Raw genomic sequence first — 20,800 nt, 5'->3', positions numbered from 1 at the left:
ATTTTTTTTATCAAAGTAAAACGGCTTCAAAATTTGAAGCCGTTTTTTTTATATTTTTTTAAACAAATTTCTGTAAGTCATCAGCATTAATACTTTCGTGAGAAGCATCATAAATTGAAACTCCATTTTTTATAATTATCAGTTGTGGCGATTGATGCGTTACTCCAAATCTGTTAGCAATTTCATTAGAAATATCTCTGTGTTCTAATAAATCCAGAAAATATGGAGTTATTTTATCTTTTAAATCGAATTCATTTTCAAATTGTTTCAACACCATTCTACTGATGCTACAACGTGTACTGTGCTTGAAAATTAGTGCCGGTTTTTCGGTAGACGTATCAATTATTTCTTTTAGCTGACCCAAATCTACTAATTGAATCCAATTTACCTTTGAAGTAGTAATTTCTTCATTAGAACTTCCAAACATATTTTTTAAAAAACTCATTTTGTCTTATTTTAAGCCATTTTGTCGTTTCTAAATACTGATAATCAGACGTTTTGTCCTATTTTTCGTATTGGAACAACAATTGACGATTGTTTGTCAAAGTTAGCTATTTAAGATAAACAACAAACCAAAAAAATATGAACATTAATAAATTTACAATCAAATCGCAAGAAGCCATTCAAGCGGCGCAACAATTGGCACAAAGCTTGGGACAACAACAAATAGAAAACGAACACATTTTTAAGGCTATTTTTGAAGTCGATGAGAATGTTGCACCATTTATTTTGAAAAAACTCAACGTAAATATTCCGTTATTTCAGCAAGTACTTGATGCTACGATACAAAGCTTTCCAAAAGTTTCTGGAGGAGAAGTTATGCTTTCTAGAACTGCAAATACAACGCTTAACGAAGCGGAAATTATTGCAAAAAAGATGACTGACGAATTTGTTTCTATCGAGCATTTACTATTAGCCATTTTTGCATCTAAAAGTAAAGTAGCACAAATTTTAAAAGATCAAGGTGTTACCGAAAAAGCATTAAAAGCAGCCATTGATGAACTTCGAAAAGGAGAACGAGTAACTTCAGCATCTGCCGAAGAAAATTATAATTCTTTAAATAAATATGCTAAAAACTTAAACGAACTAGCTAAAAATGGGAAACTAGATCCTGTTATTGGACGTGACGAAGAAATTCGTCGTGTTTTGCAAATTCTAACAAGGAGAACTAAGAATAACCCTATGTTGGTTGGAGAACCTGGTGTTGGTAAAACTGCTATTGCAGAAGGTTTAGCTCACCGTATCGTAGATGGAGATGTTCCAGATAACTTGAAAGATAAAATTGTCTTTTCATTAGATATGGGGGCATTAATTGCTGGAGCAAAATACAAAGGTGAATTTGAAGAACGTCTAAAAGCCGTGGTGAAAGAAGTTACTGCAGCCGAAGGTGATATTGTTTTGTTTATTGATGAAATACATACTCTTGTAGGTGCTGGTGGTGGCGAAGGCGCTATGGATGCAGCAAATATCTTAAAACCAGCTTTAGCTCGTGGCGAATTACGTGCTATTGGTGCGACAACACTGGATGAATATCAAAAATATTTCGAGAAAGACAAAGCACTCGAACGTCGTTTCCAAAAAATAATGGTGGAAGAACCAGATACCGAAAGCGCTATTTCTATCCTTCGTGGTATTAAAGAAAAATACGAAACACACCATAAAGTTCAGATAAAAGACGATGCCATTATTGCTGCTGTCGAATTATCGCAACGCTATATTACCAATCGTTTTTTGCCAGACAAAGCTATCGATTTAATGGATGAGGCAGCTTCTAAACTGCGAATGGAGATTAATTCTAAACCAGAAGAACTCGATGTTTTAGACCGTAAAATAATGCAACTCGAAATAGAAATCGAAGCCATTAAAAGAGAAAAAGATGAGAGTAAACTCAAAATCTTAGGAATGGATTTGGCTAATCTTAAGGAAGACAGAAATGAGATTTATGCCAAATGGAAATCGGAGAAAGATGTGGTTGATACTATTCAAGCTATAAAAACAGAAATTGAAGATTTTAAATACGAAGCAGAACGTGCCGAACGCGATGGAGATTATGGAAAAGTAGCCGAAATTCGTTACGGAAAAATAAAAGAAGCTCAAGAACGATTAGACGTTTTGCAAAAGCAACTAATAGAAAACCAATCAGGAACTTCCTTGATAAAAGAAGAAGTTACTCGTGAAGATATTGCTGAAGTAGTAGCAAAATGGACAGGAATTCCAGTCATGAAGATGCTACAAGGGGAACGTGAAAAATTGTTGAAACTAGAAGATGAGTTACATAAAAGAGTTGTAGGTCAAGAAGAAGCAATAGAAGCTGTGAGTGATGCTGTTCGTAGAAGTCGTGCTGGCTTACAGGATATGAAAAAACCTGTTGGAACTTTTCTTTTCCTAGGAACAACTGGTGTAGGAAAAACCGAACTAGCAAAAGCTTTAGCCGAATATCTTTTTGATGATGAAAATGCCATGACTAGAATTGATATGAGTGAATACCAAGAGCGTCATAGTGTGAGTCGACTTGTAGGAGCGCCTGCAGGATATGTAGGTTATGATGAAGGTGGTCAACTTACGGAAGCTGTTCGTAGAAAACCCTATTCTGTAATTTTATTAGATGAAATTGAAAAAGCGCATCCCGATACTTTCAATATTTTATTACAAGTTCTAGATGAAGGACGATTGACTGATAATAAAGGAAGATTGGCCGATTTTAAAAATACCATTATCATTATGACTTCTAATATGGGAAGCCAAATAATTCAGGATAAATTCGACAATCTTAAAGGAAGCATTGAAGCCGCAACTGAAGCTGCAAAAGTGGAAGTTCTGGGCTTACTAAAACAAACAGTTCGTCCAGAATTTATTAATCGTATCGATGAAATTGTAATGTTTACACCTTTGACCAATGCTAATATTGCTCAAATTGTAGGTTTGCAACTTAAATCGGTTACTAAAATGCTAGCGTTACAAGGAATTACTATGGATGCTACTCCTGAAGCGATTGCTTATTTATCTGAAAAAGGGTACGACCCGCAATTTGGTGCGAGACCAGTAAAAAGAGTAATACAACGTGATGTTTTGAACCAATTGTCGAAAGAAATTCTAGCAGGAACTATAGCAACCGATAGCATTATTTTATTAGATGCATTTGATGGAAAATTGGTTTTTAGGAATCAGGGAGAATTGGTAAAATAAATCACTATGGATTTAAAGTCATAGGTTTAGTCTATCAGACTTTCAGTCTGCAAGGCAAAAGTAAGTTTAACAAGAATTTCGCTAATTTGCACTAATTGATTTGTGCAAATTAGCGAAATTTGCTTTTAATTTTTTTATAATCTGAAAGAAAGATGTACTAAAAATCTCTAGATTTAAACTCTATTTGTGTCCAATATTTTTTTATTATCTTTGATTCACTAACCATAAAAGAAGATTCGTATGAATAACAATATCATCAAAAACGGAATTTTAGGTGGAATAGTTGTAAGCATTGTTATGATTGGAATGACAATTTACATGAAAGCCAATCCAGATAATGAACCTAATGCCATTATAGGATTTGTAAGTATGTTTTTAGCCTTTATCTTTGTTATATTGGGAATAAAACAACAACGTGAAGCTAATAATGGTATGCTTTCTTTTGGAAAAGCATTTGCAACTGGATTATTAATTTCAGTAGTGATTTCGATAATTTATGTAATCGTTTGGTTGATTATTTACTACAATTTCTTTCCCAACTTTATGGAACAATATAGTGCTATGGTTCTGAAAAACACCAAACCAGAAGAACTTGCTGCAAAAACTATCGAAATGAATCAATTCAAAGAATGGTACAAAAACCCTGTAATGGTAATTTTACTTACTTTGATGGAAATCTTACCTATAGGAATTGTAGTTTCACTTGTTGGAGCCTTGATTCTAAAAAAGAAATAATTTTTATGAGTAGCGTATTGAAAAGTATACTACTCTTTTATTACAATAACGGTAGCTTTAAAACCAGTACCTAAATTCCATTGATTTTCTGAAATAAGAACAGCTTTGTCATCAAATATTTTAAATTCAGCAGTATTCGGCCCCGAGTATCCTTGATTTAATGCTTCAAAATCGATTTTATTGATTCCTTTTTCTAGTATTAAATCCATTTGAGTAAAATTTCCAACCAAATATATTTCGTGAATTACAATTTTATCATTTACCAAAACTCGAATTAAATCACCATCAACCAAACCAAAATCCCTATAAAAAACACCCACAACATCTGCTTTTGTTTTAAAATCTCCCAAAAACATATTTCTACGATATAGTTTTGAATCTCCACCTTCCCCTTTATTAGGGCTTTTATTCAACTTATCAGCGTACATTTTTCCAACATTCAAATCACTTACTGGCGAATTAAATCTATTGGGTTTTTCTAATTGAGGAGCCTCATAAATTTTAGAAGGTTTTTTAAATTTTGTAATTTCAAATGGTTTTGAGATAGAATATTGTGGTGTTGTATTTGAAGTACTTGGAATAGTCATATCAACTCTAGGAATGCTCGTTGAGGGAATAGAAGAGCCTTCCTGAGCAAAACTAGTTGTCGAGAAAATAATAAAAAAGAAGAAGTAATATAATTTCATTCTATTCGTGTATCAATAATTATTCCAGTATTATAATTCAAAACTATATTCTCTTTCTACCTGAGCTATTCTTGTAGTGTATGATTTGTACCAAGAATTTATTCCTTTTTTCTGAGCTTCTAAATGGTCTGTGTTTTGTTTCCATTTTTTTATTGATTCTAAATCTCGCCAATAAGAAACTGTAATGCCAACTTCATTTCTAGCTGATTCTACTCCTAAAAAACCATCTTGCTCTTTGGCTAATGATTCCATTAGTTCCGCCATTTCGTTATAACCTTCTGTATTTTCAGTTTTTACTGATGTGAAAATTACGGCGTAGTAAGGTGGTTTCATAAGTGCGAATTTTTATAATTTAAATTTCAAAAAATCTATAATTTCTTTGCTTCTTCCCAAAAAATATCCATTTCTGCCAATGTCATATCAGAAAGAGGTTTACCTAATTCTCCTGCTTTGCTTTCTAAATATTGAAAACGTTTGATGAATTTTTTATTAGTTCTTTCTAAAGCATCTTCAGGATTAATGTTCAGAAAACGAGCATAATTAATCATCGAAAATAAAACATCTCCAAATTCTGATTCCATTTTATCTTGATTACCCGCTTCAACCTCAACTTGCAATTCCTGTAATTCTTCTTGTACTTTATCCCAAACCTGATGCGGTTCTTCCCAATCGAAACCAACACCTTTTACTTTATCTTGAATTCTAGAAGCTTTAACCAGTGCAGGTAAACTTTTAGGAACACCTTCTAAAACTGATTTTTTCCCTTCCTTAAGCTTCAGTTTTTCCCAATTTTGTTTTACTTCTTCTTCATCAGCCACTACAACATCTCCATAAATATGTGGATGTCTGTGTATTAATTTTTCGCAAATATCATTGGCAACATCGCCCATGTCGAAACTATTGGTTTCGCTTCCTATTTTGGCATAAAAAACAATATGCAACAGCAAATCTCCCAACTCGTTTTTAACTTCTTTTAAGTCATTATCTAAGATTGCATCACCCAATTCGTAGGTTTCTTCGATAGTTAAATGACGTAAAGTTTGTATCGTTTGCTTCTTGTCCCAAGGGCATTTTTCACGCAATTCGTCCATTACATCTAGTAATCGGTTAAAAGCGTCGAGTTGTTGTTGGCGTGTATTCATATTAAATTATCAGAGATTTAATTTACTGTTTTAAAAATTCTAAAAGATTCTCCGTTGCTTTGTTAGAAGATTCTTTATTATATAAAAACAAGTATTTTTTTCCAATTACTGGAGGATACTTTATAGTTTCTCCTTTTTCTAATGATTCTATATCAAAGCCATGATAAGAGTCCTGATGTATTATAAGTTTAATTTTATCATTCTTAAGAGCTTCCTTTTTAAGGAGTTTTTGGTTTAAAACAATATCTTTTTCTCCAATTTGAATTAATAGCGGAATGGTCGTTTTAATTTCAACCTTTTCATTATTAGAAGGATAAAAAAGTGCAGCAGAAAGAATTTTATTTTTCTCGATAAAATCTGCATCATTTAAAATATTAAATATTCCCTCACCTGCTAATGACCATCCTAAAATATGTCCGAAGTAATTTTCGCCTCTATCATTACTTGTTCTTACCCAATTAACGGCTTCTCTAATTACCCAGCTAATCTTTTCTCCTGTTTTTCTTTTTGCCTTTAACTCGTCATTATTATAAATATTATATGTTTTTTTATGATCTATTAAAATAACATCATACCCTAATTTCATTAGGTTTTCTGCTTTATTCTTATAAAAAGTTGAGTCGTTAAATATTTTCAATCCGCTGGATCCAGGTAATAATAATATCCATTTATTTTTTTTAATATCTGAATTTGCCTTATACAAATAAAAACTTTCGCCTATATTTTGGGTTTGCGAAAAAGAAAATGAAGTTACAAACAAATAGAATACTATACTAACTCTTTTATAAAACCCCATAATTATAATTTTAAAAATAAACGTCTTTAGCAAAAATAACAAATCCTGCAAATGAAACTCAAATGCAGGACTTATAATTATGTTAAAATCAATTTATTTTTTTGTTGACTTCGTCGCTTTTTGTGCTGGAGCTTTTTTGGCAGCAGCCATTCCTGCATTTTTAGGAGCTACTGTTTTAGGAGCTTTTGCTGGTTTTGCTTCGGTAGAAGCGACTACTTTTTCTGATTTTTCTTCAGTTGAAGCTGATTCTTCAGATGAAACTAATCCTTTAGCTTGCAAAATGTTATACCAGTTTAATACTTTTTTAATATCAGAAGCATAGACTCTTTCTTGGTCGTAATCTGGAAGAACTTCTAAGAAATAAGATGCTAATTCTGATTTATCATCTTTAAAAGCTGGTGTTGGTCCATTTTTTTCTTTCTTAGCAATGTTTCTCATTACTTCAACTAATGGTTTTTCATCGCTTGTGGTGTACATCGAAACTTCCGACAATAAACTTACGTTACTACGTAAACCTACAGTTATTCTTTTTCCGTCGATAAAAGATTCGGCAACGAAACCAGTTCTTGTTTGTACTTTTAGAGAGTATAATCCTGGTTTTCCAGAAATCGCTAATATTTTTTCTAAATTCATTTTTATTGTTTAATCGTTGAATCGTTAATTTGAGGAATCGAAAATACTAAATTATTTACTAAAACCTATCTTTTTTTTGTCACTAATTTCATTCTATAATCAGGATGTGCTTTGCCTTCCATGATATTTTGCAATTTCTTTTTGATCAGCTGTTTTTTGAATACTGATATTTTATCAGTAAACAAAATTCCTTCAATATGATCGTATTCGTGCTGAATAACTCTAGCAATCAATCCGTTATATTCTTCTACTTTCTTGTTAAAGTTTTCGTCGTAATACTCGATTGTAATATTTGGATTTCTGTATACATCTTCACGAACATCTGGAATACTTAGACAACCTTCGTTAAATGACCACTCCTCTCCTTCTTCCTTAAGCATTTTAGCATTAATAAAAGTCTTCTTAAAACCTTTTAGTGCTTCAGCTTCTTCTTTAGAAATATCATCGCTGTCGCTAAACGGATCTGTATCTACAATAAATAACCGTATTGGAAATCCAACTTGTGGCGCAGCCAATCCAACACCACAAGCATTGTACATTGTTTCGTACATGTTTGCAATAGTTTCTTCTAAATTAATATAATCCTTGTTAAGTTCCTCGCATACTTTGCGTAAAACTGGGTCGCCGTAACCTACAATTGGTAAAATCATGCTTATTTTATTATATAAAGTGCAAAAGTAAATAATTTAAAATGATTGTCATAAATCTTAACAAAATAAAAACTAAACTTTCAATTTTAGAACTTTATTTGTTTTTGCTCTAATTTGGTCACATAAAAAAGAATTCTCATTAAGAGATTGTCCATAAGACGGAATCATTTCCTTGAGTTTTGTTTGCCAAAGTGTTGTTTTTACTTCTTCTGGGAAACATTTTGTAACTAAATCTATCATGATTTGAACCGCTGTTGATGCACCTGGCGAAGCACCAAGTAAGACTGCTAACGAACCATCATGAGCTGTCACTACTTCGGTACCAAATTCGAGAATTCCGTGACCCTCTTTATCTTTTTTAATCACTTGAACACGTTGTCCTGCATTTTCGAGAACCCAATCTTCTTTTTTGGCTGATGGTACATATTCTTTTAACGCATTTAGTCTATCATCCGAAGATTGAAACACTTGCTCTATAAGGTATTTTGTGAGTGGAATATTATGTATTCCTGCACCAAGCATTGGTTTTATATTGCTAAATTCTATTGATTTTATCAAATCAAAATAAGAACCATTTTTTAAAAATTTAGTCGAAAAACCTGCATAAGGTCCAAATAACAACGCTTTTTTTCCATCAATCATTCGCGTGTCAATGTGTGGAACCGACATAGGTGGTGCTCCAACCGATGCTTTTCCGTATACTTTTGCGCCATGTTTTTTAATCACTTCTGGATTGGTACATTTTAGCCATTGCCCGCTCACTGGAAAACCACCAAAACCTTCTCCTTCTGGAATATTTGCTTTTTCTAACAATAATAAGGAACCGCCACCAGCTCCAATAAATACAAATGGGGTGTATACTTTTTTCTTTTCGCCAGTTACAATATCTTTCACTTTTATTCTCCAACGACCGTCATCACGCTTTTTCAGATCATAAACATCGTGATGAAAATGCATTGTCACACCCTCTAATGATTCTAAATACTTGAACATACTTCGGGTTAATGCCCCAAAATTTACGTCAGTTCCTAACTTCATCGATGTAGCAGCAATTTTATCTTTACTGCTTCTATTTTCCATAACAAGAGGTGCCCATTCTTTGATTTTCTCGATGTCATCGGAAAATTCCATTGCTTTAAATAAATGAAAATGTTGTAAAGCTTCGAATCGTTTTTTTAAATATGCGACATTTTCATCACCCCAAACAAAACTCATGTGTGGCACACTTTTGATGAAATTTTCTGGATTTTGAAGCAATCCTTTTTCGACAAGATAAGTCCAAAGTTGACGAGAAACTTCAAATGCTTCGGATATTTTTAACGCTTTTTTGGTTTCAATAGTTCCGTCTTCGAGTTCTGGTGTGTAATTGAGTTCGCAAAAAGCGGCATGACCTGTTCCTGCATTGTTCCAAGCATCGGAACTTTCGGCAGCAGCGATATCTAGACGTTCAAATATTTCTATTTTTAGTTTCGGGTTTAATTCTTTGAGTAACAATCCTAATGTGGCACTCATAATTCCTGCACCTATTAGAACAATATCGGATTCTATTTTTTGTCGAGCCATCTTTTAGGTGTTGTTGTTTTTTAAAATATTTTACGAGTCAAATAGTCTTGAAGCATTATTGTTGCTGAAATTTCGTCGACTAATGCTTTGTTTTGACGTTGTTTTTTCTTGAGTCCACTATCTATCATAGTTTGAAATGCCATCTTTGAAGTAAAACGTTCATCAACTCTTTCTAAAGGCATTTCCGGGAAATTACCTTTAAATTTATTGATGAATTTTTCGATAATTTCGGTACTTTGTGATGGTTCGCCGTTCATTTGTTTGGGTTCGCCTATGAGTACTTTTTCTACTTTTTCTTTTGCAAAATAGTCTTTTAGAAATGCTATTGCCGTTTCTGAAGCAATGGTTGTAAGACCTGACGCAATGATTTGCATTTCGTCGGTAATGGCAATTCCTGTGCGTTTTTGTCCGTAATCGATGGCGAGAATTCTTGGCATTTTTTTTTACAAAAATAGTTTATTTAGAGATTTGTTTAAAATATTTACAAGAATTAAAATAATTCCTTTTTTATCCCGAAGCTTCGGGACTGATTGAGGCAGTATCCTTTGTGAGGAACGAACAAAGATAAAGACGACAGCAGGAAAATAATCTCCAAAAAATACCCAAGCAATTCGCCCCTAATAAAGCTTTTTAATACTTTTTTTGGTTTTTGAAATTACCTAAAAAAGTTATCTTTGCTGGAAATATCCTGTTAAAAATTAGGTACAGGGGACGGTAAATTATTAAATGACTCTAGTAATAAAGGTTTAGGAGTCGGTAAAATGATTAGTATTCAAAGGTATAATAGAATAATGGAAAAAAGAGAAGAAAGAAAAAAAAGATAAAACATGAAATTGAGGTATCAAATATTTATAATTTTACTATTAGTAACAACCAAAATAGTTGCACAAGAAAAAGAACAAATTGCATTTGATTTTTTTATGGAAAAAGTTTTAAATGATAAATATTCAAATTATCATAAAATTTGGTTTAGTAAAAAATCAACTGGAGTATTGTCAGCAGAAGGTCCATTTAAAGATTGTTTTAATGATACAGATTTTAAAGATTTTTATCGAAATTTTAAAAAGACGGACATAATGACCCCTGTAATTATTCCGATTAATTACAAATCAATAAAAACTTTAACTAAATGCAAAAACAAAGCAATATCTATTAAAGTGAATAATTCAATCTCTTTTGGTGATTTTTCATTTGTATATATTCAAGTGTATTTGAAGAATAATTTTGTAGACCATTTTTTATTTAAAATTAAAGAGAATAAAATAGATGATTATTGTTTTAAATCTGAAACAATCTAAAAAGCACTGCAATAAACAAATGATTTTATAAAAAGTGTTCCATAATTGGAACAAACCGATAAATAAAGGAGTTATAGCAAGTGAGAGGTTTTAATAGGATTAAACAAAATAAATAATGTAAGCCCAATGTTAGATATTCTAGTATTGGGTTTTGTTTTTAGTAATAACAGCACAACTAAAATAATGTAGCATGACACTTATTAGGTACCACTTATTTTATAATTTTGATACGTTAACGAGACATATTAAAAACATTGATTGCGTCCTGAACAAGAATCACGTCTTTTGCAAATCCTATTGCGTTTACAAGTTTTCCTTTATTTTTTGCAATCCGTTTTTTGATGCCCTTTACTTATCTAATTATTTCATGGTATATTTGAAGTAATTCAAATATAATTTCTAAATCATTTTTGATTTTATGAGATTCTTCTATATCATTATACAAATTGGATTGGTTTACCAATACAAAATGGGAGTATTTAGTTTCTGATTCATTTTCCCAGCGATGTCTATTGGTTCTAGACAATTTTTAAACTATTTACAAGAATTAAAATGATTTCTCTTTTATCCCAAAGCTTCGGGACTGATGGAAGTGGAAATCCTTATTATACCTGTCAGGTTTTCAAAACCTGACAGGTATAATAAGATTGTAACGACAGCAGGAAAATAATCTCCAAAAATACCCAAGCAATTCGCTCCTAATAAAGCCTTTTAATACTTTTTTTGATTTTTGAAATTGCTAAAAAAAGTTATCTTTGTTGGAAATATCCTATTAATGAAGTTTAATTTTTCTTATCGCCCTGATATAGATGGTTTGCGAGCGATTGCGGTTTTGCTGGTTGTCTTTTTTCATGCTGATTTTCCTTTTGTTACAGGCGGTTATATAGGTGTTGACGTATTTTTTGTACTTTCTGGTTTTCTGATTACCTTGACTATCGACACCGAAATGAGCGAGAATAGGTTCTCTTTTACACAATTTTACTTGCGTCGTATTCGTCGAATTATTCCTGTTTTAGTTTTTGTAATGCTCGTTACGACTATTCCTGCTTATTTGTTTTTGTTTGCAGATAATTTTGAGTCTTATTCGAGAACTTTATTGCATACGATGTTATCGACAAATAATTTTCATTTGTGGATTACTCAAAGGGATTATTTTGCAGAGAATTCTGATTTGATTCCGTTTTTACACACTTGGTCGCTATCAGTCGAGGAACAATTTTATTTTTTGTGGCCTATTTCCTTACTTTTTTTACATAAAAAACTGAACTTACAAAAAAGACTACTTTTTGTCTTTTTGTTTTTAATATTTGGAATCATTTTATCTGTTTATCTAACGGATACTAATCCAGGAATGGCCTATTTTTTATTGCCTGCTCGTATTTTCGAATTGGCTATTGGTGCTTGTTTGGCTCTATTTTGGGACAAATTACCTAACTTTTCTAAAATAACGAATCATTTGATTTCGATTGTGGGTTTGATTCTAATTTTAATTCCTGCTTATGTATTAAACAAATCGAGTGTTTTTCCTGGAATGAATGCTTTTTGGCCTTGTTTAGGAACAGCTATGCTAATTTTTACAGGAAAAAACACAGATACCAAAGGTATTATAAACACCTTTTTACAAAACAAATTTTTAGTCCTTATTGGTTTACTTTCTTATTCTATGTATTTGTGGCACTGGCCATTGTTTATATTTATTAAATATTTAGGTATTAATTTAGAAGGCGTTGTAAGAATCGTTTCATTAGTCATAATATTTGGATTATCTTATTTCTCTTGGCGATTTATCGAGCAACCTTTTAGAATAAATTTCAAATATGATTTTAAGAAAACCATGTTGTACGGATTTTTACCTTCTTTATTGTTAATAACAGGAATCTATGCAATTATAGATGCAAAAGATGGTTTTCCAAAACGTTTTCCTGAGCTTTCAGAATTTAATCCAAAAACAAACTATCCTAATAAGGTCCGAAAGGAATGTTTCGATAAATTTAAAGTTGGAAATTGTGAGGAATGTTTTCTTGGTGTTAAAAAAGATACACTTGACGGAATGTTAATAGGCGATTCTTTCGGGAATCATACTGCTGCTTTTTTAGATATTTTGGCAAAAGATGCTGGTTTGTATTTACACGACAGTGCAGCTGGAGGTTATCCTGTTTTGAATAATTTAAAAGAAGATGGTTCTCCAACAAATTCGACCGAATACGCTACGGAAAGACTCGAGTATGCTAAAAAATTTAAAACTATTTTTATTGCTGCCAACTGGGATGAACAATCTACACCAGACAGTAAAAATTATCAATCGATTGTGAAAACGGTAGGCGAATTAGTAAAACTAGGTAAAAAAATAGTTATTTTTGATTGTCTTAGAGCCACAACCGAAACTAATTTGCACAAACTCAAATTATTAAAAACGGGTAGAAAAGTATATTTTTCGGAAACAGATTTTTCAATCCCGTTCAAACCAAGACCCAATAGTTATATTGTGTACGAAATGAAGCGTCAATTTCCTTCTATTTTAGTTATCGATTTGAATGATGCGATGTGCAAAGACGGAAAATGTGGTTTAGAAATAGAGAATACAATCGTTTACAGAAACTTTAACCATTTGAATACAAGCGGTGCCGAACTTATAGCAAAAAAATATATTCAACTAAAAGGAAATCCTTTAAAAAACTTATAAAAAATGACAAACTTACAAACCATAATAGAACAAGCTTGGGAAAACCGTGCTTTGTTACAAGAAGAAACTACTACAAACGCAATTAGAGAAGTTATCGATTTACTTGATGCCGGAACTTTGCGCGTGGCTGAACCTAAAGGAGAAGCTTGGCAAGTAAACGAATGGGTTAAGAAAGCAGTCGTAATGTACTTCCCTATCCAAAAAATGGAAACTTTTGAAGTGGGTATTTTCGAATATCATGATAAAATTCCGTTGAAACGTGGTTATGCCGAAAAAGGAATTCGTGTGGTTCCTCATGCTGTAGCACGTCATGGTGCTTATATTGCTAGAGGTGTTATTTTGATGCCCAGTTATGTAAATATTGGTTCTTATGTAGATGAAGGCACAATGGTTGATACATGGGCTACCGTAGGAAGTTGTGCTCAAATTGGTAAAAACGTACATTTATCTGGCGGAGTCGGAATTGGTGGTGTCCTAGAACCTTTGCAAGCAGCTCCAGTTATTATTGAAGATGGCGCTTTTATTGGTTCTCGTTGCATCGTTGTTGAAGGTGTTCATGTTGGAAAAGAAGCTGTTCTTGGTGCCAATGTTTGCCTAACTGCTTCAACAAAAATTATCGATGTGACTGGTGAAACTCCTATTGAAAGAAAAGGATATGTTCCCGCAAGATCTGTAGTAATTCCTGGTAGTTATACTAAGACATTTGCTGCGGGAGAGTTTCAAGTGCCTTGTGCATTAATTATTGGTACTAGAAAACCATCTACTGATTTAAAGACTTCTCTGAATGATGCATTGCGTGAATATGATGTAGCGGTATAATTTTAGAGTTAAGATTTTAGATTTTAGATTAAAAATATTGCTATTGATTTTTGAAATTGCCATTGATATTAAATAAATGAACATAGGATACGAAGCAAAAAGGGTTTTTCATAACAAAACTGGTCTAGGTAATTATAGCCGAGATTTGGTAAGAATTCTGGCAACTTATTATCCTGAAAATCATTATTTTCTTTACAATCCTAAAAAAAATAAGGAAACGCTTTTTACTACTGATTCGTCAGTAGTTTCCGAAAAATTGCCTTCTACCCCATTTTATAAAAAGTTTTATAATTTGTGGAGACAAAAAGGAATTATCAATGATTTAGAAGTCGATAAAATCGAAATTTTTCACGGATTATCCGGTGAAATTCCATCAGGATTAAAAAAGAAAAACATAAAAAGTGTGGTGACGATTCATGATTTAATCTTCATGCGGTATCCACACTTGTATTCTTTTTTTGATAGAAAAATACATTATTTTAAATTTAAAAAATCGGCAAAAAATGCTGATATGGTTATTGCAATTAGCGAACAAACTAAAGCTGATATTATCACTTATCTTAAAATTCCTGCCAATAAAATAAAAGTGGTTTATCAAGGTTGTCAAGGTGTTTTTAAGCAAAATTATTTGACAGAAGAAAAGGATGAAGTCGCTTTAAAATATAATTTACCCGCAGCATTTATATTAAATGTTGGCACAATCGAAGAACGAAAAAATGCTTTAACCATTGTAAAAGCAATTAAAGATATTGATACTAAACTTGTTTTAATAGGAAAACAAACTGCCTATTTCGAAAAAATAAAAACCTATATCAAAGACAATAATCTAGAAGAAAAAGTTATTTTCTTGAAAGGTTTGTCTAGCAAAGAATTGGCAATTACATATCAACTTGCAACCGTTTTTGTTTATCCATCGGTATTTGAAGGATTCGGAATTCCTATTATTGAAGCTTTATTTTCTAAAACTACAGTTATTACTACAAATTCTGGTGTTTTCCCTGAAGCTGGCGGACCTAGTTCTATTTATATTAATCCAGAGAATGTGGCGGAATTGAAAACTGAAATCGAAAAGCTTTTGACTAACGAATCATTAAGAACCGAAATAGCAAATAAAGGTTTCGAGTTTGTTCAGAAATTTAATGATGAAGTCATTGCTGAAAAATTAATAGCCATTTATAAAGAGCTCGAAAATGCTTAAAAATAAACAAAAAATAGTTATTGATATAGATCGGTTAAAATACCCAAATACAGGGATGTATAATTTTTGCTACAATCTATATCAGAATATGAGTAAAAGCACTTTGTTTGATATCTATTTTTATAAGCACAAAAAAACTTTACTTGAAAAGGGCTTAAAGTTTATAAATATTAATTTTTTAGATACTTTCTTCCTAAAACCAAAAGGAAAAATAAGTTTATGGCACACTACAAATCAATTAACAAAACGAATTCCTATAAGACCTATTCCTTTAGTCTATACGATTCATGATTTAAATTTTTTGTATTCTAACAAGCCACAATGGAAAAAAAATAGAGAACTCAGAAAAACACAACGCAATATAAATCGAGCAGATTATATCACGTTTATTTCTAATTTTACTTTTCTGGATGTTCAAAAAAATTTAGATATTACTGGGAAGAACTATAAAATAATTTATAATGGTGTTCAGCTAGATATTTTTCCGGAATTTGATTCCCCAAGAATTAGACCAACAGAAAAATTTATCTTTTCGTTAGGTGTAATTCTCCCCAAAAAAAACTTTCACACGATACTCCCGCTTCTAAAAGACACTAATTATTCATTTGTTCTAAGTGGCAATTTTGCTGATTCTAATTATAAAAAATTTCTTTTAGATGAAGCAAAAAAGCTTAATGTATTAGATAGATTTTATCTCACTGGAGCAATTGCAGATGAAGAAAAATACTGGTATTTGAAGCATTGCGAAGCTTTTGTTTTCCCTTCATTATCTGAAGGATTTGGAATCCCTCCTATTGAAGCTATGCGACTTGGAAAGCCTACATTTTTGTCTAAATTAACAAGTTTACCAGAAATCGGAGGAAACCTTGCTTATTATTTTGATAATTTTGAAGAAGAACATATGAAAAGTGTTCTAAAAAGTGGCCTAGCAGATTATATAGACAATAATAGGAAAGAATCCATCATAAACTGGACATCTCAATTTACTTGGAAAAAAGCATGCGAAAGCTATCTTGAGGTTTATAAAGAAGTTTTAGAGATTTCGTGATTGTATTGATTCGTTTTTACACATTTACTAAATGTGTAAAAGGAAGAAAAAACAGCCCAATAAAAACCTTCTTTTCCATTAAGAAAATTCTTTTCGAGAAAATATTTTTTAAAAAATTCAAATTTAGTTTTAAAAATAATTTGTACAAAAGAAAACTTCTTCCCTTTTTCTGCATTTATTTTAGCATAAAAGGTTGTGTATTTGTTTAATTTCTCAATATACTGATTTATTGATGTGTAACTATAATGCAATAAATTATTTTTTAGATTTTCTGTTAATCCATCAACTTCTACAAATTCATGTACATCTAATTCATTATATTTCCCGTATTTTTTATTAAAAAAACGTAAAATAAACCTGTTACTTTCGTTTCCATAATTAAAAATTTTATCCATAAAAACGTGTTTAAACGGAATTTTATAACCGTTTGCTTTGTAATCAAGGTTTGAAATTTCAGTTATTAATTCGTCAGATAGGATTTCATCGGCATCGAGATTCATGACCCAATCGTTCGTTGTTTGTTCTAGTGCGAATTGCTTTTGCTTGCCAAAATTTTCGAACTTATTGTATATCACTTTGACTCCATGTTTCTGGCAAATTGCAACTGTATTATCTGAACTTCCTGAATCGACAACAATAATTTCATCTGCCCAAGTCAGTTTTTCTAAGCATTGAGCAATAATTCGTTCTTCATTGAAAGTAATTATGAAAATAGAAATTTTTGTCATAATTATATATTGAATATTTTTTTTATTTTATTTTTTAGAGTCTTTCTATTTTGAAATTGAGATACATATTTCCACATTAAATTAAAAACCTCATCTTCCCTTTTACCATATAGCTTTGCATATTCAGAGCTAATGACTTTAATCATCGATTCGCTTGGCGTTATTCTTGAAAAATTTTTCATACGAGTTTCAAAACTCATATTAGTATGAAACTTCATCCTGTTTAAATCGACTAAATAAAACTCGAATTCATCTTTACTTACTTCCTTAATAAGTGTGTTACCAGGTGAATGGTCTAAAAACTCAATACCCGATTCGTGCAACTGAAATGTGAAATGGGCGAATTGTTTTAAAACAACTAGTAATTCATCAAAGTTTTTATTAAAAAGGTCTTTAAAAACATAATCAACTTGTAAGTGTTCGCAAACATAATAACTATCTAATAATCTTAACCAAGTTTTATTTTCATAAAAAGCCAATGGTTTGGGCGTTCCTATATTGCATTCGATCAATTTTTTTGAATAAAAATAAGAACGTTTTGCTTTTGATTGTCTTAAAAACTTATATATAATTCCGAAAAACAGGCTTGGAATCTTAAAGGATTTAACATTAATAACCATATTATTAAAAGGGAACGTTTTGATGTGATTTCTTTTGCCCACAATAAAGTCATCACCTTGCGAATGAAAATTTTTAATAATGCTAAAAAGTTCTTTATCCATATCTGTATATTGAGTTACAAAAATAGGTTAAAATTAAATTTGAAAACTTTGATTTACAAAAATAATTACCATAAATAATAATATCTTTACATTTTAAAAATCTTTAAATGTCTCAAAAAATTTGTGTTATCAGTTTTGATCATTGGAATTATGATTGTCATATTGTATCCGCATTACAAGAAATTGGGATAGCTAGTTTTCATATTAAAATTGGTAATTTTAAGCATACTTCATTATACTCGAGATTTATAAATACTTTGTCAAAAATATTTATAGGTAAAAACCCTAAGATTCAAAAAAGACAAGAATATATCCTAAACCAGCTTGAGAAAAAAGGATTTCAGGACCAAATTTTAGTTATAAATCCCGAAACTATCGATTTAGAAAATCATTTGAAAATTAAAAAATACACATCAAAATATATTGCCTATTTGTATGATAGTGTCGAAAGAAATCCTGTAAATCATCTATTAAATGGCGTTTTCGACGAAATTTATTCCTTTGATAAAAAAGACATTAGCAACTATAATTTTAAAGAAACTACAAACTACAATTATATTAGTAAAACACCAATAGCATCTGCTAATAAAATAAAAAATGAAATCTTGTATATTGCCTCATTTGACAATAGATTAGACAAAATCAAACAATTAAAATCGCTATTTGAAAAAATAAATCGCACGTATCGTTTTATAATTGTTGGTAAAAAAACAACATTATATAAGATTAAAAATTTATTTTCAACCCAAAGTAAGAACTTAGATTTAAGACGAAAAAGAATAAATCAAACTGAATTGAAAAAATTATACTCTGAAACAAAAATAGTTTTAGATATTGTAAGAGATAATCAAATAGGTTTAAGTTTTCGAGTTTTTGAAGCAATGGCCTATCAAAAAAAGATTATTACAAACAACAAAAGTATAATGGAATATGATTTTTATAATCCAAACAACATTTTAGTTTTACAAAATAAAACCTATGAGTTTGAATCTAGTTTTTTTGAAACAGCCTATCAACCGATAGCAAAAGAAATCTATGATAAATATACAGTACAAAGTTGGGTAAAAAAGATTTTTAATTTAAACTAAAATTATGAAATTTTCTGTTGCACTATGTACATATAACGGAGAAAAATATCTGCATCAGCAAATAAGTTCTATCTTAAATCAATCTGTAAAAGTAGATGAGATACTAATTTGTGACGATATCTCTACTGATAAAACTATGGCTATTTTAAATGATTTTAGAGCTAAAAACTCAGATATAATAAAAATTTATAGTAATTCAGAAAATTTGAGAAGTGTAAAAAATTTTGAAAAAGCAATTAAATTATGTACTGGGGACATTATTTTTTTAGCGGATCAAGATGATGTTTGGGCTGAAACAAAAGTGGAGGAGTTTAAAACTCTTTTTCAGGATGAAAACACAAAAGGAATATTCTCTGATGGGTTTCTAATTGATAAAAATAATGATGTTATTCATTCAACTTCTTTATGGAACTCGTTTAATTTTAATCCCAAAATTTTATCAAGTAATCTAGAATTATCCAAATACTTAACTCAAAAAAACAACATTGCAACTGGTGCTACTATGGCTTTTAGAAAAGAAATAGTAAACGAAATAACACCATTTCCAGAACTAAATAATTTTCATCACGATCAGTGGATTGCGCTTTACTTAGCACTTAATAATAATCTAAATTATATAGATAAAAAACTAATAAGCTATAGGATTCATGAGAACCAACAAGTTGGGGCAAAATTGAAAAGCAATGTTTTCAAAAAATTTAAAAACTCAATTATTGACCAAGTAATTTTTAAAAACCAAGCGCCTCCATTGTTAACCCACAAAAAAATAACAAAACTATTACAGCAAAATATTAAATTGCTAAAGTATCTATTTAAAGTTTCTGAGAATGAAAAATTCAGAAAATTAGCATCAAATACTATTTCTAATTTAGAGGCTAGACAAAATTATTATAATGAAAGAGTTTCTATTCTAAATGATTTTAAAATATTAACAACAAAACTATTAAAATATTAATGGAATATTTGCCTAAAGTATCGGTTATAGTACCACTCTTTAATGATGAAAAATATATTATTGAGTGTCTTCAATCTGTAAAAAATCAAAGTTACACAAACTGGGAATGTATCATTGTTAATGATGGTAGTACAGATAACTCCGAAAGTATTGTTTCAGATTTTATTCAAAATAATACAAATTTTATTTATATAAAAAAGGAGAATACAGGGGTTTCAGATACAAGAAACAAAGGTATTATGATGTCTTCTGGAGAATTTATTTTACCATTAGATTCTGACGACAAGATTAGCCCAGAATATATTACTGAAGCAATAACAATCTTTAGAAAAAACCCAAATACAACTTTAGTCTATTGTAAAGCACTTTTTTTTGGAGAAAAAGAAGGGGAATTTAAATTGTCTAGGTATAAATATTCTGATTTAATACTAAAAAACATGATTTTTTGTTCTGGTATTTACAAAAAGCAAGATTATTTAAAAACTCAAGGGTATGATATTAACTTAAAACTAGGCTTAGAAGATTGGGAATTTTGGATACAATTATTAGATGATAAATCTGAGGTAGTGTGTTTAGACAAAATACATTTTTATTACAGAATAAAAGAGAAATCGAGAAATACAATTCATACTGATATAAAAAAAATTGAAGAAATACAAGATTATATTTTCAATAAACATAAAAATTTATATCATGATTTATTATTTGATAATAAACCAAAAATAGATTCTTTGTATGAGTTGATTGATAAAAAAAATAAGTTTTTAGCACTTAAAAAAACTTTTGGATATAAGATATCAAAGATTGAAAGAGAAATAAAAAAAATATTTTAACTTCTTATTTTTTTATAATACTTATGAAAATCATCTT

22 protein-coding genes are annotated in these 20,800 nt (G+C 30.5%); 10 read left to right on the top strand and 12 right to left on the bottom strand.

Features of this window, described 5'->3' with window-relative positions:
* Positions 1–58 precede the first annotated feature (58 nt).
* Entirely contained in the window at positions 59–445 is a 387-nt protein-coding gene (ytxJ, locus tag ACHZC3_RS08375; protein WP_394759417.1) for a bacillithiol system redox-active protein YtxJ, read from the bottom strand.
* 137 nt (positions 446–582) lie between these two features.
* Between ytxJ and clpB the strand changes: the two genes are divergently transcribed.
* On the top strand, positions 583–3,186 hold the full coding sequence (gene clpB / locus ACHZC3_RS08370; protein ID WP_394759416.1) for an ATP-dependent chaperone ClpB: 2,604 nt from the start codon (positions 583–585) through the stop codon (positions 3,184–3,186).
* 240 nt (positions 3,187–3,426) lie between these two features.
* Entirely contained in the window at positions 3,427–3,921 is a 495-nt protein-coding gene (locus ACHZC3_RS08365; protein ID WP_394759414.1) for a DUF4199 domain-containing protein, read from the top strand.
* Between the two features lie 29 nt (positions 3,922–3,950).
* Here ACHZC3_RS08365 and ACHZC3_RS08360 read toward each other — a convergent pair whose 3' ends face one another.
* The 8 genes from ACHZC3_RS08360 to ruvX form a co-directional block, all read right to left on the bottom strand.
* Positions 3,951–4,607, bottom strand: a complete 657-nt coding sequence (locus ACHZC3_RS08360; RefSeq protein WP_394759412.1) for a hypothetical protein — start codon at positions 4,605–4,607, stop codon at positions 3,951–3,953.
* Positions 4,608–4,637: 30 nt separating this feature from the next.
* Positions 4,638–4,940: an antibiotic biosynthesis monooxygenase family protein gene (locus tag ACHZC3_RS08355; protein ID WP_394759411.1), complete on the bottom strand. Its 303-nt coding sequence runs from the start codon at positions 4,938–4,940 to the stop codon at positions 4,638–4,640.
* A 35-nt stretch (positions 4,941–4,975) separates the two neighbouring features.
* Positions 4,976–5,749, bottom strand: coding sequence for a nucleoside triphosphate pyrophosphohydrolase (gene mazG / locus ACHZC3_RS08350; RefSeq protein WP_394759410.1), 774 nt, complete (start codon positions 5,747–5,749; stop codon positions 4,976–4,978).
* A 22-nt stretch (positions 5,750–5,771) separates the two neighbouring features.
* The gene (locus tag ACHZC3_RS08345; RefSeq protein ID WP_394759409.1) at positions 5,772–6,545 is read right to left on the bottom strand and encodes a dienelactone hydrolase family protein; all 774 of its coding nucleotides are present in this window, start codon (positions 6,543–6,545) and stop codon (positions 5,772–5,774) included.
* Positions 6,546–6,638: 93 nt separating this feature from the next.
* Entirely contained in the window at positions 6,639–7,178 is a 540-nt protein-coding gene (locus tag ACHZC3_RS08340) for a DUF5606 domain-containing protein (RefSeq protein ID WP_394759408.1), read from the bottom strand.
* 65 nt (positions 7,179–7,243) lie between these two features.
* Positions 7,244–7,828 carry a peptide deformylase gene (def, locus tag ACHZC3_RS08335; RefSeq protein WP_394759407.1) on the bottom strand — a complete coding sequence of 195 codons (585 nt, stop codon included), beginning with the start codon at positions 7,826–7,828 and terminating at the stop codon, positions 7,244–7,246.
* 72 nt (positions 7,829–7,900) lie between these two features.
* The gene (locus ACHZC3_RS08330; RefSeq protein WP_394759406.1) at positions 7,901–9,391 is read right to left on the bottom strand and encodes a malate:quinone oxidoreductase; all 1,491 of its coding nucleotides are present in this window, start codon (positions 9,389–9,391) and stop codon (positions 7,901–7,903) included.
* Between the two features lie 20 nt (positions 9,392–9,411).
* A complete protein-coding gene (ruvX, locus tag ACHZC3_RS08325) occupies positions 9,412–9,828 on the bottom strand; it encodes a Holliday junction resolvase RuvX (protein WP_394759405.1) in 417 nt (138 codons plus the stop codon).
* A 483-nt stretch (positions 9,829–10,311) separates the two neighbouring features.
* Between ruvX and ACHZC3_RS08320 the strand changes: the two genes are divergently transcribed.
* Entirely contained in the window at positions 10,312–10,689 is a 378-nt protein-coding gene (locus ACHZC3_RS08320; RefSeq protein WP_394759404.1) for a hypothetical protein, read from the top strand.
* 352 nt (positions 10,690–11,041) lie between these two features.
* Here ACHZC3_RS08320 and ACHZC3_RS08315 read toward each other — a convergent pair whose 3' ends face one another.
* Positions 11,042–11,215: a hypothetical protein gene (locus tag ACHZC3_RS08315; RefSeq protein WP_394759403.1), complete on the bottom strand. Its 174-nt coding sequence runs from the start codon at positions 11,213–11,215 to the stop codon at positions 11,042–11,044.
* A gap of 249 nt (positions 11,216–11,464) precedes the next feature.
* On the opposite strand from ACHZC3_RS08315, the gene ACHZC3_RS08310 reads away from it, so the two are divergent.
* The 4 genes from ACHZC3_RS08310 (at position 11,465) to ACHZC3_RS08295 (ending at position 16,437) form a co-directional block, all read left to right on the top strand.
* Complete coding sequence (locus ACHZC3_RS08310) at positions 11,465–13,372, top strand: acyltransferase family protein (protein WP_394759402.1); 1,908 nt, start codon at positions 11,465–11,467, stop codon at positions 13,370–13,372.
* Between the two features lie 3 nt (positions 13,373–13,375).
* On the top strand, positions 13,376–14,191 hold the full coding sequence (locus ACHZC3_RS08305) for a 2,3,4,5-tetrahydropyridine-2,6-dicarboxylate N-succinyltransferase (RefSeq protein WP_394759401.1): 816 nt from the start codon (positions 13,376–13,378) through the stop codon (positions 14,189–14,191).
* Positions 14,192–14,267: 76 nt separating this feature from the next.
* A complete protein-coding gene (locus ACHZC3_RS08300; protein ID WP_394759400.1) occupies positions 14,268–15,389 on the top strand; it encodes a glycosyltransferase family 4 protein in 1,122 nt (373 codons plus the stop codon).
* Positions 15,382–16,437 (top strand): glycosyltransferase family 4 protein, encoded by a 1,056-nt coding sequence (locus tag ACHZC3_RS08295; RefSeq protein WP_394759399.1) that lies wholly within the window; start codon positions 15,382–15,384, stop codon positions 16,435–16,437. Before ACHZC3_RS08300 ends, ACHZC3_RS08295 begins: the two co-directional genes overlap by 8 nt.
* Here ACHZC3_RS08295 and ACHZC3_RS08290 read toward each other — a convergent pair.
* Together ACHZC3_RS08290 and ACHZC3_RS08285 are read right to left on the bottom strand one after the other, a co-directional pair.
* A complete protein-coding gene (locus ACHZC3_RS08290) occupies positions 16,410–17,165 on the bottom strand; it encodes a glycosyltransferase family 2 protein (RefSeq protein ID WP_394759398.1) in 756 nt (251 codons plus the stop codon). The genes ACHZC3_RS08295 and ACHZC3_RS08290 overlap by 28 nt on opposite strands.
* 2 nt (positions 17,166–17,167) lie before the next feature.
* On the bottom strand, positions 17,168–17,887 hold the full coding sequence (locus tag ACHZC3_RS08285) for a Kdo domain containing protein (RefSeq protein WP_394759397.1): 720 nt from the start codon (positions 17,885–17,887) through the stop codon (positions 17,168–17,170).
* Between the two features lie 107 nt (positions 17,888–17,994).
* On the opposite strand from ACHZC3_RS08285, the gene ACHZC3_RS08280 reads away from it, so the two are divergent.
* From ACHZC3_RS08280 to ACHZC3_RS08270, 3 genes are read left to right on the top strand one after another with little or no spacing between them, the layout of a single operon-like run.
* Entirely contained in the window at positions 17,995–18,975 is a 981-nt protein-coding gene (locus ACHZC3_RS08280) for a hypothetical protein (RefSeq protein ID WP_394759396.1), read from the top strand.
* A gap of 4 nt (positions 18,976–18,979) precedes the next feature.
* Entirely contained in the window at positions 18,980–19,930 is a 951-nt protein-coding gene (locus tag ACHZC3_RS08275) for a glycosyltransferase family 2 protein (RefSeq protein WP_394759395.1), read from the top strand.
* Entirely contained in the window at positions 19,930–20,763 is an 834-nt protein-coding gene (locus ACHZC3_RS08270) for a glycosyltransferase family 2 protein (RefSeq protein WP_394759394.1), read from the top strand. Before ACHZC3_RS08275 ends, ACHZC3_RS08270 begins: the two co-directional genes overlap by 1 nt.
* Positions 20,764–20,800 lie beyond the last annotated feature (37 nt).

The sequence above is a fragment of the Flavobacterium sp. genome, from assembly GCF_043720215.1.
Classification (GTDB): domain Bacteria; phylum Bacteroidota; class Bacteroidia; order Flavobacteriales; family Flavobacteriaceae; genus Flavobacterium.
This window is presented reverse-complemented; position numbering and strand designations above follow the sequence as displayed.

Bases quoted from the DNA above. Each gene is read 5' to 3' on its own strand.
- ACHZC3_RS08310 (WP_394759402.1), top strand. From the start codon at position 11,465: ATGAAGTTTAATTTTTCTTATCGCCCTGATATAGATGGTTTGCGAGCG.
- ACHZC3_RS08290 (WP_394759398.1), bottom strand. From the start codon at position 17,165: ATGACAAAAATTTCTATTTTCATAATTACTTTCAATGAAGAACGAATT.
- def (WP_394759407.1), bottom strand. From the start codon at position 7,828: ATGATTTTACCAATTGTAGGTTACGGCGACCCAGTTTTACGCAAAGTA.
- ACHZC3_RS08345 (WP_394759409.1), bottom strand. From the start codon at position 6,545: ATGGGGTTTTATAAAAGAGTTAGTATAGTATTCTATTTGTTTGTAACT.
- ytxJ (WP_394759417.1), bottom strand. From the start codon at position 445: ATGAGTTTTTTAAAAAATATGTTTGGAAGTTCTAATGAAGAAATTACT.
- ruvX (WP_394759405.1), bottom strand. From the start codon at position 9,828: ATGCCAAGAATTCTCGCCATCGATTACGGACAAAAACGCACAGGAATT.
- ACHZC3_RS08305 (WP_394759401.1), top strand. From the start codon at position 13,376: ATGACAAACTTACAAACCATAATAGAACAAGCTTGGGAAAACCGTGCT.
- ACHZC3_RS08340 (WP_394759408.1), bottom strand. From the start codon at position 7,178: ATGAATTTAGAAAAAATATTAGCGATTTCTGGAAAACCAGGATTATAC.
- clpB (WP_394759416.1), top strand. From the start codon at position 583: ATGAACATTAATAAATTTACAATCAAATCGCAAGAAGCCATTCAAGCG.
- ACHZC3_RS08275 (WP_394759395.1), top strand. From the start codon at position 18,980: ATGAAATTTTCTGTTGCACTATGTACATATAACGGAGAAAAATATCTG.
- ACHZC3_RS08320 (WP_394759404.1), top strand. From the start codon at position 10,312: ATGGAAAAAGTTTTAAATGATAAATATTCAAATTATCATAAAATTTGG.
- ACHZC3_RS08280 (WP_394759396.1), top strand. From the start codon at position 17,995: ATGTCTCAAAAAATTTGTGTTATCAGTTTTGATCATTGGAATTATGAT.
- ACHZC3_RS08270 (WP_394759394.1), top strand. From the start codon at position 19,930: ATGGAATATTTGCCTAAAGTATCGGTTATAGTACCACTCTTTAATGAT.
- ACHZC3_RS08295 (WP_394759399.1), top strand. From the start codon at position 15,382: ATGCTTAAAAATAAACAAAAAATAGTTATTGATATAGATCGGTTAAAA.
- mazG (WP_394759410.1), bottom strand. From the start codon at position 5,749: ATGAATACACGCCAACAACAACTCGACGCTTTTAACCGATTACTAGAT.
- ACHZC3_RS08355 (WP_394759411.1), bottom strand. From the start codon at position 4,940: ATGAAACCACCTTACTACGCCGTAATTTTCACATCAGTAAAAACTGAA.
- ACHZC3_RS08365 (WP_394759414.1), top strand. From the start codon at position 3,427: ATGAATAACAATATCATCAAAAACGGAATTTTAGGTGGAATAGTTGTA.
- ACHZC3_RS08330 (WP_394759406.1), bottom strand. From the start codon at position 9,391: ATGGCTCGACAAAAAATAGAATCCGATATTGTTCTAATAGGTGCAGGA.
- ACHZC3_RS08360 (WP_394759412.1), bottom strand. From the start codon at position 4,607: ATGAAATTATATTACTTCTTCTTTTTTATTATTTTCTCGACAACTAGT.
- ACHZC3_RS08285 (WP_394759397.1), bottom strand. From the start codon at position 17,887: ATGGATAAAGAACTTTTTAGCATTATTAAAAATTTTCATTCGCAAGGT.
- ACHZC3_RS08300 (WP_394759400.1), top strand. From the start codon at position 14,268: ATGAACATAGGATACGAAGCAAAAAGGGTTTTTCATAACAAAACTGGT.